Origin of the sequence: Bacteroides sp. (assembly GCF_052357945.1) — a bacterium.
In the GTDB taxonomy this organism is placed as follows: domain Bacteria; phylum Bacteroidota; class Bacteroidia; order Bacteroidales; family Bacteroidaceae; genus Bacteroides.
The window spans coordinates 1-13,244 of sequence record NZ_DAWCXD010000135.1 but is presented as its reverse complement, the minus strand read 5'-3'; the positions used below and the strand labels follow the sequence as shown (position 1 = coordinate 13,244).

Below are 13,244 nucleotides of genomic sequence, written 5' to 3'. Positions count from 1 at the left end.
TCAATGACGGGCAACTTACTATCTTTTGATTTTATGTCGAACTCACGTTTATTAAATAATAATTAGGCACGGATTACACGTATGTCACGGTCTTTAGGGTTATCATTGCTAAAAAATAACCGCGTAAATCCGTGTAATCCGTGCCTGAAAATAGCAATAGTGGCAGATACTTATTAAAATCAGGAAAATCAGAAGGCTTTGTCTGCCGCACTGATTGCATTGGCTATACGGTCACACCACGAATCAAATTCCGGATCGGGTGTTTGAGTTTCCGGATGGGAAAGCATATAATGTACAGCTTGCCGCAATCCCTCCGCCATGGAGATATGACATATAAAATCCGGGACGAGCCGCTTTATCTTCGAATTATCGAAAACAACCGTAGCTGCTTTATCTCCTAAGAGTTCACCCCTGAAATCATAATGATCGCTATGTTTGGCAAGGAAATCGGATGCTACGTGCAATGCATTCAGAGGTTTGCCTAACGCATCGGCGATTGTCTGGTAAATCTGATTCCAGGTCATACTTTCATCGGTAGTGATATGAAAAGCGTTCCCAATGGCATGTGGATTCGCCATCAGTCCGACATAGCCTTTGGCAAAATCTTTGGAGTGAGTCAGTGTCCACAAAGAGGAGCCATCACCGGGAATAATGACAGGTTTTCCGTCAAGAATCCGTTTGAGAATCTGCCAGTTTCCCTTATCTCCATGTACGGCTACGGGAGGTTTGGTTCCGTTATAGGTATGGCTGGGACGAACGATGGTCACCGGAAAACCACTTGTCCGGTAGGCTGACATCAATACTTCTTCCGCTTCTATCTTGTTTCTGGAATACTGCCAATAGGGATTGACCAGAGGAGTGCTTTCGGTAATGCGATAATCGGTTAATGGCTTTTGATAGGCAGAGGCACTGCTGATAAAGATGTATTGCCGCGTTTTATTCTGAAACAGGCGGATATCACGCTTTACGTCTTCTGCCGTATAACCGATGAATTGCGCAACCACATCGTAATGTTCAAGTGCGATGGCTTTTGCCACAGCTTCTTCATCATTAATATCCGCAATGATACTGTGAATTCCTTCCGGCATTTTTTTTGAGCCGCGGTTAAGGAGAGTAATCTCCCACCCTCTCTGTTGCGCCAATGCAACTACATCTGTACTGATAGTACCCGTTCCTCCAATGAATAATGCTTTCATAAAACCTGTTTTTTATATTCTCCGGAGCAAATATATCAATTCCATGACTTACTTCCAGCAATCATTGCCATTTATTTTTCCGCCCGCAAGTTTATGTAGTATACAGATTACTGATTCTTGTACCCTTATTACTGATTTGAGGTATGAAATAAAAAAGATACCTCCAAATGTTTTATCTTTGTATCAGATTAATAACAAAGCATATGGATGAAATAACAAAAATTGAAACCGTCGATCAGTATGACCAGTTGTTTGGACTGGAGACATTGCACCCTTTAGTTAATGTAATCGACTTCTCAAAAGCTACCAAGTCGGTTGAGTATATCCGTATGAACATCGGATTCTATTGTCTGTTCCTGAAAGATGCCAAATGCGGGGATCTCACATACGGACGTAAGAATTACGATTATCAGGAAGGAACGGTTGTCTGTATGGCACCGGGACAAGTGAGCGGAATAGACAACCGTAACCGAACGGCTCCCCGTACCAAGTCGATTGGGGTTTTATTCCACCCCGATTTAATCCGTGGAACTTCATTAGGACAGAATATCAAAAACTATACTTTTTTCTCTTACGAGGTAAATGAAGCATTGCATCTTTCAGATCAGGAAAGAGAAATCGTAACCGATTGCATACATAAAATCCGGCTCGAACTGGAGCATACTATCGACAAGCATAGCAAGCAACTTATCGTACGGAATATCGAACTGCTACTGGATTACTGTATGCGTTTCTACGAACGGCAGTTCATTACACGCAATCAGGCGAATAAAGATATAGTCGTTAAATTCGAGCAATTACTGGACGAATATTTCCAAAATCAGGTGGCAATGACCGAAGGACTGCCATCCGTGAAATACTTTGCAGACAAGGCATGCCTCTCTCCTAATTATTTCGGGGACCTGATAAAGAAGGAAACCGGAAAAACTGCACAGGAATATATCCAGTGCCGGATTATCGAACTGGCCAAAGAAAGAATACTGGAAGGTGTTCAAACTGTCAGCCAGGTAGCTTATGAACTGGGATTTCAATATCCACAGCACTTCAGTCGGTTATTTAAAAAGCATGTCGGCTGCACCCCGAACGAATATAAACAAAAAAACTAGACGTATTTTAGATACAGGAGTCTCAACATCATGGGAGATAAAGTACTCAAAATAGGAACCGTGCATCAATGCAATTGTTGCCTGGGGAGTAAGACACTACACCCGCTGGTAAGTGTCATCGATCTCTCAGAGGCTGACTTGTCAGCTCATACGGGCATCAAGTTCGACTTTTATACGATTCTATTGAGTGAGTGTAAATGTGAAGCGTATATGTATGGTCACCAGTATTATGATTTTTCGGATGGTACTTTGCTCTGCCTTAGTCCCGGAGAGTCTATCAATATGAAGGAAAACAGTAAGAATTTTCCTTCCAAAGGATGGATATTGGCTTTTCATCCCGATCTGATTTGTGGCACTCCGCTCGGACTTAATATGCATAGCTATACTTTCTTCTCTTATCTGCCTGAAGAAGCATTACATATATCTTTGCGCGAGAAGCAAATCATCCTGGAGTTTATGGATAAAATAAACCAGGAACTCGAACGTTGCATTGACCGCCATAGCAAAAAGATAGTTTCCAAGTATATAGAACTATTGCTGGATTACTGCGTCCGTTTCTACGAACGCCAATTCATTACACGTAATGAAGCGAATAAAACGATTATCAAACAATTCGATAAAATCATAAATAACCATTTCGAAACGAAACAGGTACCGACTGTCGATATACTTTCACATAAGTATTGCGCAAACCTGCTTCATTTGTCTCCTGAATATTTCAACGACTTACTGAAGTATGAAACGGGGAAATCATTTAAAGAGTATATTGAATTCAAACGCTTTGAGATTGCCAAAGATTGGTTGGTGAATACTGATAAAACAATCAATCAGATAACGCAAGAGCTGGGTTTTCAGAATCCACAGTATTTCAGCCGGTTATTTAAGAAAATCACAGGTTGTTCTCCGAATGATTTCAGGATACCTAATTGAAAGTATATGTCAAAGGGATTAGAGGAAGATAAAGCAATCAAAAAGTCTTAATAAAATTTGAATTGGAATATCAAATTCTTAATATATGTTATGAAACATACTTTTTTCCTTGGATTATTTGCTAAGTTGCCAAAAGTATGTACCTTTGCAATGTATTTTTCATAGTATTAGATTTAAGGTTAACAAAGGTTGGAGCAAGGCGTTGCTCCTTTTTTTATGTCTATACGTAAGCTCTCCTCTTTTTCTTATTCATGATAGTATAGGAATTACGCTATTTTTCAATAACTTTGCAAAAAGAGAGATGTCAATTATGCCTCGATAAGACAGATCAAAAGGTTCTCCTTTTACGTTATATATAAAAAGATAATTTAATCCTTGTAGAATAATGGAAACAATGCAACCATATTATCGCCTGATGAAATCAATCCTCTTTGTATTATTGCTTTCTTTTGGCATGATTTCATGTGAGAAAGAGGATCCTGTTGCTACCTCTCCAACTACAAGGCAAACGGACGACTCAACCACTGATCCGACAGATCCCGATCCAACTGATCCTGTTGTTCGTTCGAATAATGAACAGACGGTGTTCATGTATCTACCCTGGTCGAACAACCTCACTTCTTTTTTCTATCAGAACATTGCCGATTTGAAAAGTATCATCGGAAACAATATATTGAAGAATGAACGGGTGATCGTATTTATATGTACATCGGCCACCAAAGCCACTCTCTCCGAACTTGTCTATGAGAATGGCAAAGGTGTACAGAAGACTTTAAAAAACTACGATTATCCGGATCCTACCTATACAACCGCAGAGGGCATCACTTCTATTTTGAACGATGTACAAACCTATGCTCCCGCCAAACGATATGCAATGATTATCGGATGTCACGGGATGGGATGGATACCTGTATCGAGAGCAGCTTCACGCAGCAGCTTGCAGATTAGTAAAAAGCACTGGGAGTACGAACATGCACCGATGACACGTTTTTTTGGAGGAACACAAACGAAATATCAAACTGATATTATTACGCTTGCCGGAGGCATTTCGAACGCGGGCCTAAAGATGGAATATATACTTTTCGATGACTGCTATATGTCTACGGTAGAGGTTGCCTATGACCTTAAAAACGTAACAAGCCACTTGATAGCTTCTACAAGTGAAATAATGGCCTATGGGATACCATACGACAAGATAGGCCAATACTTAATCGGAAATATAGATTACGAAAAGGTCTGTGACGGATTCTATTCTTTTTATTCAAATTATGTGACTCCCTGCGGAACAATCGGCGTTACTGATTGCTCGGAATTGGATAATCTGGCAGCTATTATGAAAGAAATAAATCAGCGTTATACGTTTAACGAAGAATTAACAGGCGAATTACAAAGATTAGACGGATATACGCCTACCATATTCTTTGATTACGGTGATTACGTTTCCAAACTATGTTCCGATCCGGATCTATTAGAACAATTCAACGAACAATTGAAACGCACTGTACCCTTTAAAAGGAATACCAAACAGTATTTTACAGCAATCTCTTCCTCCTACTATGGAGAAAGAATTGATATCAATACTTTCTCCGGAATCACGATTTCCGACCCAAGCACTAATCCGGGTGCTTCAAAAAAGAACGAAACAGCGTGGTATATCGCCACTCATTAAATCTACTCTAAGAAGCATACGGTGGTAGAGAGTTAATTCTCTGCATGTGGTCTGTCAAATCTCTTAATAAAAATTGAATCGAGAAAACCAATTCTTAATCAATGTTATAAAACATGCTTTTTTTCTTGGATTATTTGCAAAGTTACCAGAAGTACGTATCTTTGCACTGTGTTTTTCATAGTATTAGATTTAAGGTTAACAAAGGTTGGAGCAAGGCGTTGCTCCTTTTTTTATGTCCATACGCTGGATACTCCTTTAACATGGCATGACATTATCCCTTAATCACCGCCATTGGAGCCAGCTCCACCAACGGTTTCACCAAGTCCCGCCCATTCGCTATCACTTGTGCAATATCTTTATAAGCTCCCGGTGCTTCATCCAGTGACAAACGGCGACAGGCATCCTTTCTTCCCATTAATCGGCCTGCACCATGCGAACAGCTTTTGAAACTCTCCGGATTACCCAGTCCCTCAACAATATAAGACTTGGTACCCATAGATCCGGGGATAATACCGATCTCGCCCTCATAGGCACGCGTAGCACCTTTTCGGTGTACAATCACATCCTGATCGAAGTGATTCTCCCAAGCTGCATAGTTGTGGGCAATATTAATCATAGGATCAAAGTCCGTTTCAGGTTTCACTGCCTGGATGGCTTCACAAATACGAGTCATCATCAACTGACGGTTGGCAAAGGCAAAGGCCACACAGTAATTCATTTCACGGAAATAATCCTTTGCCATCTGTGTCTCCATTGGCAGGTAAGCTAGTCCCGATACCATTTCAGAATACCATTTCTCATTCCAATATTGCGCAATCTTATTATAGTGATTGGCAACCTTCAAACCAATGTTACGGCTTCCGGAGTGAATCATCACCCAAACATCAGACGTTGCGGTATCTTTTTGAATCTCAATAAAGTGATTTCCACCTCCCAGAGTTCCTATCTGCTTCAAACAAGCCTCGTACTGATTCTTCAAAACAGGCATCTCTTCAAAGTCGAATCCTTGCGGAAGCAATTCCTGATCCTGCTTTTTATTCTGATGATCGAATCCCAAAGGAACAACTGCACGAATCTTCGACATAATGGAAGTCAAATCCGTATAACTAAAATCTTCCGCTTTTAGATTCGTCTTAATCGCACACATACCACAACCGATATCCACTCCCACAGCATTGGGAACAATCACGCCATTGGTAGCCAACACACCGCCAATAGGCATTCCTTTTCCCGCATGCGCATCAGGCATGATGGCAATATGTTTAAATGCAAAAGGCAGTGAAGTCAAATCCATAATCTGCGACATACAAGAGTCCTCTACTTCATCCAACCAAAGTTTAGCGGGTAAACGTGTTCCCATAATTACTTTTTCCATACATCTTTTCTTTTATCAATTCATATAAATCTCGTTATCGGGAGCAAAGTAAGAAGGGAAGTACGAAATCTATTTGCGTAGTTGATATTATTTTTTATTTTTGTAGAAATAATCTATAACATCTATATATAGAACCTAATGAAGAAGATATTAATTATCGGCGCCAACGGATTCACCGGACGCCAGATTGTAAATGATTTATCTGCTTGTAAACAATACAAGCTGACGGGCTGCTCCCTGCATCCGGATATTCTTCCCAATAACGCGGAGGATTATCGTTTCATCGAAACAGATATACGGAACGAAGCGGACGTTAGGCATCTCTTCAAAGAGGTTCAACCCGATGTAGTCATTAATTGCTCCGCTCTGTCCGTGCCGGACTATTGCGAAACGCATCATGAAGAAGCCTATCTTACCAATGTTACCGCAGTAGGCCAACTGGCCGATTTATGCGAAGAATACAAAAGCCGGTTCATTCATTTATCTACGGACTTTGTTTTTGATGGAAAGATAAACGAAGCTGCCGGGCTGTTATATACAGAAAAAGACCTCCCTGCCCCGGTCAACTACTACGGATATACCAAATGGAAAGGAGAAGAGAGGGTGGCAGAAACTTGCAGCAGTTATGCCATTGTCCGTGTAGAAATCGTTTATGGCAAGGCACTGCCGGGACAACACGGTAATATTGTGCAGCTGGTAATGAACCGTTTGAAAGCCGGACAAGAAATACGTGTCGTATTCGATCAATGGCGGACACCAACCTATGTTGGAGATGTTTCGGATGGAGTACAACGTTTAATAGAACATACAACGAATGGCATCTTCCACATCTGTGGCGATGAATGTATGACCATTGCGGAGATTGCCTATCAGGTAGCAGATTGTATGAAACTCGACCGTTCTCTTATCCATCCTGCCACCACAGAAGAAATGAATGAAAGTACTCCCCGTCCCCGCTTCAGTGGGATGAGTATTGATAAAGCCCGGACAATGCTCGGATACAGACCCCAAAAGTTAAAAGAGATTCTTGCGAACTGGAATAATTTATAAGGGAAAGAGCACATAACCAACTTTTTACAACCATCTATCTCGTTCCGGATATTCTTTTCTCTTCATTTATTGCATATTTATTTTGAAAATATGCAATAAATAACTATCTTTGCACCAAATTCAAAAAAGACCAATGATGAATCAAACATTACAATTACATAACGCTACTCTTTTTCTTGCAGGAATACCAATTTTCTGTAAGTCCTGTTGCGTGCATGTGCATTGGTTCAGTGGATTCATCTAAATTTCCCAACTATTTCTTTACAGGAACTACCTGCTGACTTGTTTTGTTAGTCACAGCAGTATTCCTTTCTGATTTTCAAGCAGATGTAACATCTTCTTTGAAAATTCTTTTGTGTGTTGTTAATCATCAGTTTAACCTAACCCAAAATATATACAATTATGTTCTCTATTATATCTACCATGTTTTTAGGAATCGGCATCGGCTATGTATTGCGTAACTGGAGTATTCTGCAGAAGACAGAAAAGACAATTTCTCTTACAATATTCCTGTTGCTCTTTATTCTCGGTGTGTCTATCGGTTCTAATAGTCTGATTGTGAACAATCTTGGTAAGTTCGGATGGCAAGCCATCGTTCTTGCTGTGTCCGGTGTATTGGGAAGTCTGATTGCTGCCCGTTTGGTACTACAATTATTTTTCAGGAAAGGAGGCGAACAATGAAAGGAAGTCTGATCGTTATAGTATTCTTTTGTGTAGGCTGTATCATGGGAGCTTTCAATAAATTCGAGTTCGATACGCACACAGTTTCCATGTACATACTTTATGCATTAATGCTACAAGTAGGAATCAGCATCGGCTCCAATAAGAACCTGAAAGCCATTGTTTCACATTTACACCCTAAAATGTTGCTGATTCCATTGGGAACAATTATCGGTACGCTGTTATTCTCCGCCCTGGCAAGTTTGCTATTGCGTCAATGGAGCGTGTTCGACTGTATGGCAGTGGGAAGTGGATTTGCCTACTATTCACTCTCTTCCATCCTTATCACCCAGTTCAAAGAACCCTCCATCGGACTGCAACTGGCTACGGAACTGGGAACCATTGCCCTACTGACTAATATTTTCCGTGAGATGATGGCACTTCTTGGTACTCCGATCATCAAGAAGTACTTCGGGAAACTCGCTCCTATTTCAGCAGCAGGAGTCAACTCGATGGATGTACTGCTGCCTTCCATCACCAGATATTCAGGAAAAGAAATGATTCCCATCGCCATCCTGCACGGCATTCTGATTGACATCAGCGTTCCCGTTTTCGTTTCTTTCTTCTGTAATCTCTAACCCTGTCCGGGAATAATAACCTTAATTTATTAATGCCCGGAAACAGCCAATACAAACTTGATATCAGCATAGGAGACAACGTCTCCTAATGCTACCTTTATAGCGAATATTCCCATGTATTCATGTTCATCCAAATACTTGCGAATCTTCGCTATATTTTCAGCTTTCACCACCTGCTCCACTTTGATCTTTCCCGAACGGACATAATGCTCCAGATGTCCGGCAATGGTTCCGGATACCAAATCACGAGCCTTGGCTATTTCATCTATATTCATTCCCTGACGGAACATTTCATAGCTAACCAACTTCGTATCTTTCTTCGCCTCCTTCTTTTTCTCCTTCTCCGCCTCCTTCTCCTGTTTCTCTGCCTCTTTCTGCAACTTCGTCTTTCGTTGCCTTACCGTATCATCGCTATTACCGGAGGAGATTAACATATCCGTTATCTCCGGCCTCTCCAATTGATTCTCCGCCATATACTTGCGGATAATACCCAGAATCTCAAGCCCGTATCTCTCTACTCCTTTCGCTCCAAAATAAGGTATCGCCTCCAAAGCTCTTGGACTATCCGGTAGCAGATTCACAATTCCCATCAATGCTTTCTGTTGCATAATCACATAAGCAGGGACATTCATCTCCCTTGTTTTGGCTGTTCTCCATTCAGACAGGGCACGATAAAGCTCCGGATGCAGAATATCCGTAGGAACCTCCACCTTTACCTTTTCAGCACTGCGTGTACGCTCTTTCCGTTCCTTACGTTCTTTCTTCTCCTTCAAAGCCTTCGAAGAACCGGAAGACGTAGAATCATCTTCAAGGCTCAACATTACTTTAGCCTTCAACTTCAAATAATCCGTAATGGCAAACCTCCCTCTTGTAGACACAGCTTCCAACAGAGACTCCTTAATCCACAACGCATCATCCAGCGCCTGCATACGCTCTGCCAACAGCTTTCTCAACTCTTTATTATCAAGAGGCATATTAGTCTTATCATACAAAGCCCGAACCGGTTCCAACTCCTTATGAAAATATCCGGCACCGGAACGAATCCGCTCCTGTAACTCCTCATTCGCCGCATAATCCTCACTCTCATGTATCAACCGGGTATACTGATTGCGGAAACGTTGAGACACCTCCACAATCTTCTCTTTAACATGGGGAGCCAACGCCTTATATTCAGCCAACTGCTTCGGAAAGAGCTTATACAAATCCTCATCCATAAGACGAAGCAACCGTTTATAAGCCTGATCGATTGAATAGAAATTAAACAAATCACTCAACAAATCAAAGAAATACGCCTTTTGCATATCATTCAACTGCTGGCTGCCCGGCTTATTTTGCTCCACCGCTTTGGTGAAATTATCCACCGTAGCATCACTTATTATGGCTTCCCTGCGCAAAGGAGACTCCAACACCATACCCTCCAGCGTCTTGCAACGACTCAAAGCCACATAAGTTTGCCCATGTGCAAAGGAATTCCGTGCATCAATAATAGCACGTTCAAACGTCAAACCCTGGCTCTTATGTATCGTAATAGCCCACGCCAAACGAATAGGATACTGGCGGAACGTCCCCTCTATCACTTCAGTGATTTCCTTCGTCTCCTCATTCAACACATACTTATAATTCCCCCACTCTTCCGGCAACAACTGAAATTCGGATCGATCCCCTTTACCACGCACCACAATACCCGTTTCATTAACCGCTACCACCTCACCAATCATACCGTTATAATACCGTTTCTCGGACGATGGATCATTCTTCAGGAACATAATCTGTGCTCCCTCCTTAATTGTCAGAAGTTTATCCGCAGGATACGAATATTCTGGAAAATCCCCCTCTATCTCGGCACTAAAATGATACGCCTTGCCGGGCAACGATGCCAATTCGCGATCATTAACCCTCTGTGCCTGATTATTATGTGTCGTCAGACGAATATATCCCTCTTCTTTTTGTGGCTGAAAGCCGGGCTGATAACGCCGGTTCAGTTCATTCAACACTTCATCATCCGCCTTATTCTCCCGAATTTTATTTAATAAGGAAAGGAAGAACGTATCACTCTGACGATATACTTTCTTGAGTTCAATCGTCATATATGCCGTTTCTTTCAATGCATGACTTGCAAAGAAATAAGGAGTCTCATAATGCTTTCTCAACAACTCCCACTCATTGTCTTTCACGACAGGCGCCAGCTGTTGCAAATCTCCAATCATCAACAGCTGCACCCCGCCAAAAGGTTTCTCCCTATCGCGATACCTCCGCAGAGTTGCATCCACCGCATCCAGCAAATCAGCACGCACCATACTGATCTCATCAATAACCAGCAAATCCATACTACGGATGATATTCCGTTTTTCTTTACTATAACGATAATGCGTCTGGGAAGAATTAAAAGTAGTTTCGGGCACAAAAGGAGCAAAAGACAACTGAAAGAAAGAATGAATCGTTACGCCTCCCGCATTGATAGCTGCAATCCCTGTCGGAGCCAATACGACCATGCGTTTGGGCGTATGTTCTTTCAATCGTCTAAGAAATGTCGTTTTCCCGGTTCCAGCTTTTCCGGTAAGAAATAAATGGGTGCCTGTATTTTCAATGAACTGCCAAGCAAGCTGCAGTTCCGGATTATTTTCCATGCTTTTCCAATTTTCGGTAAAGTTACTGAATATTCTTTTTCTTTCGTCTTGATACGAAAGAAAAAGAACCAAAAAGAAAGAATCAAGACTACGGGTGGAAGACTTACAATGTGGAAAGCTTAATAGAATAAAAGGCCAACAGAATAATAACCGATGTAGCCTATATAATATAAAGAGACTTATGAAAAGTTCAAAAATACCCCTTATAAAAAAGCTTTGCCATATAAAAGCCGCAGACGTTATACGACTCAATATAGCAAAGCAGAACAATATATAATATAATAAAACTATAAACGATATAACAGCGGCTCACCAAAACAATACCAAGCATATTGCACGGCTTCCCCGCACCCCATCCAGAACAGCGTCCCCGCAAACCTACCCCACAATACCAGCAGCAACGCCCACCCCCGCCAGCTTCCCCGGCCTACTTTTTTCTCCGTCAGGCGAGCGCCCGTAACGGAGCGTTAAGAAGGGCAGACTGTTTGAGCGTAGCGAGTTTCTGCCCTTTAGCGAAGTGAAGGAAGCGAGTAGGAGAAAAAAGTCAGCCTTGAATTTTTCTTTGCTTCTTTCTTTTGTTTCAAGACAAAAGAAAGATGATTAATTACTTCATGGATCCCCCTACAATATCCAGCAATTCATTTGTAATCGCCTGCTGACGAGTCTTGTTGTATTGCTTCGTCAAATCCTGAATCAGCTCATTTGCGTTGTCCGTAGCCACCTGCATAGCCAACGTACGTGCAGCATGTTCCGAAGCATTAGAGTCGACAGCGGCGGTAAAAATCTTCTGGCTCAATACAGTGGGGATTAAGCTCGCGATTAATTCCTCCGCGTTCGGTTCGATGATATAATCATTGGCAATCTCGTGCTCCTGTGCCTCTTCCTCTTTCTTTCTGTCCTCTTCGCTAACCACGTTCGTCAGATTAATGGGGAGATACGTCTCACGGAGAAGAATCTGTACCCCCATTGATTTGAAGTGATGATAGATTATTTCCACACGATCCACTTCGCCTGCTACATACATATCCATCAGTCGGTGAGCCAGTTCGGCAGCCTCCTGATACGTTGGTTTGTCGGAAAGCGTTGGAGAAACCTCCTGCGGTTTGAAACCCATTCGTTTGGCCGCTTCATCCACCTTCTTACCTACCGGGAATATCAAGATATTATCCTGTCCTAAAGTACGGAATTCCCCGATAGTCTGCATCATCATTTTGATGACGTTGGCGTTGAAAGCACCACAAAGAGAAGTGTTCGAAGAAAAAACAACGATTGCTACACGCTTCACTTCACGCTCCTGCACATAAGGAGATTCGATAGGCAGGTCCGCGCTTAGGAAGTTAGTCAGAATCTTGTTCAACTTCTTCTGATAAGGCAGCATATTCTCAATGGCTCCTTGTGCCTTGTGTAATTTGGCAGAAGCCACCATCTTCATTGCTGAAGTGATTTTTCGGGTACTCTTGACCGAATTTATTCTGGTTTTTACTTCTTTCAGTGAAGCCATAGTGATAATTAAAAATTAATAATTAAAAATTAAAGGGCGATCTGATTTATAAAAAAGCCAATTAGATAAATTGTTTAGTGACCATGGCAGCAGTCTCTTCAATAGCCTTAATCACATTATCATCAATCACACCCGTTTTCAATACATCCAATACATCCTCCTGATGATTCAGTTGCAGCGATTCGATGAAGCTACGTTCAAAGTCCTGCACCTTATCCAGAGGAACATCGTGGAGCAGTCCGTGTGTACCACAGTAGAGAATAGCAATCTGCTGTTCTACGGGCATCGGGCTGTATTGAGGCTGAATCAACAGCTGGCCGTTCTTACGTCCCTTGTCGATCGTCAATGCGGTAATCGGGTCCATGTCGCTGCTGAACTTGGAGAACGCTTCCAGTTCACGATACTGTGCCTGGTCGATCTTCAATGTTCCCGCCACTTTCTTCATAGCCTTAATCTGCGCGTTACCACCTACACGGGATACAGAGATACCCA

The 13,244-nt window shown here is 41.9% G+C and carries 10 protein-coding genes and 1 pseudogene; 6 read left to right on the top strand and 5 right to left on the bottom strand.

Annotation, left to right across the window (positions count from 1 at the left end):
* Nucleotides 1-188: 188 nt before the first annotated feature.
* On the bottom strand, nt 189-1,196 hold the full coding sequence (locus ACT8YW_RS18375) for an SDR family oxidoreductase (RefSeq protein WP_117935611.1): 1,008 nt from the start codon (nt 1,194-1,196) through the stop codon (nt 189-191).
* Nucleotides 1,197-1,399: 203 nt separating this feature from the next.
* Between ACT8YW_RS18375 and ACT8YW_RS18370 the strand changes: the two genes are divergently transcribed.
* From ACT8YW_RS18370 to ACT8YW_RS18360, 3 genes are all read left to right on the top strand, one after another.
* Nucleotides 1,400-2,302 carry a helix-turn-helix domain-containing protein gene (locus ACT8YW_RS18370; RefSeq protein WP_004295775.1) on the top strand — a complete coding sequence of 301 codons (903 nt, stop codon included), beginning with the start codon at nt 1,400-1,402 and terminating at the stop codon, nt 2,300-2,302.
* Between the two features lie 30 nt (nt 2,303-2,332).
* Nucleotides 2,333-3,232, top strand: a complete 900-nt coding sequence (locus ACT8YW_RS18365; protein ID WP_444106660.1) for a helix-turn-helix domain-containing protein — start codon at nt 2,333-2,335, stop codon at nt 3,230-3,232.
* Nucleotides 3,233-3,617: 385 nt separating this feature from the next.
* The gene (locus ACT8YW_RS18360) at nt 3,618-4,901 is read left to right on the top strand and encodes a clostripain-related cysteine peptidase (RefSeq protein WP_444106658.1); all 1,284 of its coding nucleotides are present in this window, start codon (nt 3,618-3,620) and stop codon (nt 4,899-4,901) included.
* Nucleotides 4,902-5,172: 271 nt separating this feature from the next.
* Here the strand turns inward: ACT8YW_RS18360 and ACT8YW_RS18355 are convergent, their stop codons facing one another.
* Nucleotides 5,173-6,276 carry an RtcB family protein gene (locus ACT8YW_RS18355; RefSeq protein WP_444106656.1) on the bottom strand — a complete coding sequence of 368 codons (1,104 nt, stop codon included), beginning with the start codon at nt 6,274-6,276 and terminating at the stop codon, nt 5,173-5,175.
* Nucleotides 6,277-6,414: 138 nt separating this feature from the next.
* On the opposite strand from ACT8YW_RS18355, the gene ACT8YW_RS18350 reads away from it, so the two are divergent.
* The 3 genes from ACT8YW_RS18350 (at nt 6,415) to ACT8YW_RS18340 (ending at nt 8,624) form a co-directional block, all read left to right on the top strand.
* Entirely contained in the window at nt 6,415-7,326 is a 912-nt protein-coding gene (locus ACT8YW_RS18350) for an SDR family oxidoreductase (protein WP_444106654.1), read from the top strand.
* A 402-nt stretch (nt 7,327-7,728) separates the two neighbouring features.
* The gene (locus ACT8YW_RS18345) at nt 7,729-8,007 is read left to right on the top strand and encodes a LysO family transporter (RefSeq protein ID WP_004303461.1); all 279 of its coding nucleotides are present in this window, start codon (nt 7,729-7,731) and stop codon (nt 8,005-8,007) included.
* Nucleotides 8,004-8,624: a lysine exporter LysO family protein gene (locus tag ACT8YW_RS18340; protein WP_004295766.1), complete on the top strand. Its 621-nt coding sequence runs from the start codon at nt 8,004-8,006 to the stop codon at nt 8,622-8,624. Before ACT8YW_RS18345 ends, ACT8YW_RS18340 begins: the two co-directional genes overlap by 4 nt.
* A 29-nt stretch (nt 8,625-8,653) precedes the next feature.
* Here the strand turns inward: ACT8YW_RS18340 and ACT8YW_RS18335 are convergent, their stop codons facing one another.
* From ACT8YW_RS18335 to ACT8YW_RS18325, 3 genes and pseudogenes are all read right to left on the bottom strand, one after another.
* The gene (locus ACT8YW_RS18335) at nt 8,654-11,251 is read right to left on the bottom strand and encodes a helix-turn-helix domain-containing protein (RefSeq protein WP_444106652.1); all 2,598 of its coding nucleotides are present in this window, start codon (nt 11,249-11,251) and stop codon (nt 8,654-8,656) included.
* A 604-nt stretch (nt 11,252-11,855) separates the two neighbouring features.
* Complete coding sequence (locus ACT8YW_RS18330; protein WP_008998430.1) at nt 11,856-12,752, bottom strand: F0F1 ATP synthase subunit gamma; 897 nt, start codon at nt 12,750-12,752, stop codon at nt 11,856-11,858.
* Between the two features lie 61 nt (nt 12,753-12,813).
* Nucleotides 12,814-13,244, bottom strand: a pseudogene (locus ACT8YW_RS18325) (F0F1 ATP synthase subunit alpha); the annotation flags it as partial.

Bases quoted from the DNA above. Each gene is read 5' to 3' on its own strand.
- ACT8YW_RS18360 (WP_444106658.1), top strand. From the start codon at position 3,618: ATGGAAACAATGCAACCATATTATCGCCTGATGAAATCAATCCTCTTT.
- ACT8YW_RS18355 (WP_444106656.1), bottom strand. From the start codon at position 6,276: ATGGAAAAAGTAATTATGGGAACACGTTTACCCGCTAAACTTTGGTTG.
- ACT8YW_RS18345 (WP_004303461.1), top strand. From the start codon at position 7,729: ATGTTCTCTATTATATCTACCATGTTTTTAGGAATCGGCATCGGCTAT.
- ACT8YW_RS18375 (WP_117935611.1), bottom strand. From the start codon at position 1,196: ATGAAAGCATTATTCATTGGAGGAACGGGTACTATCAGTACAGATGTA.
- ACT8YW_RS18330 (WP_008998430.1), bottom strand. From the start codon at position 12,752: ATGGCTTCACTGAAAGAAGTAAAAACCAGAATAAATTCGGTCAAGAGT.
- ACT8YW_RS18340 (WP_004295766.1), top strand. From the start codon at position 8,004: ATGAAAGGAAGTCTGATCGTTATAGTATTCTTTTGTGTAGGCTGTATC.
- ACT8YW_RS18335 (WP_444106652.1), bottom strand. From the start codon at position 11,251: ATGGAAAATAATCCGGAACTGCAGCTTGCTTGGCAGTTCATTGAAAAT.
- ACT8YW_RS18370 (WP_004295775.1), top strand. From the start codon at position 1,400: ATGGATGAAATAACAAAAATTGAAACCGTCGATCAGTATGACCAGTTG.
- ACT8YW_RS18350 (WP_444106654.1), top strand. From the start codon at position 6,415: ATGAAGAAGATATTAATTATCGGCGCCAACGGATTCACCGGACGCCAG.
- ACT8YW_RS18365 (WP_444106660.1), top strand. From the start codon at position 2,333: ATGGGAGATAAAGTACTCAAAATAGGAACCGTGCATCAATGCAATTGT.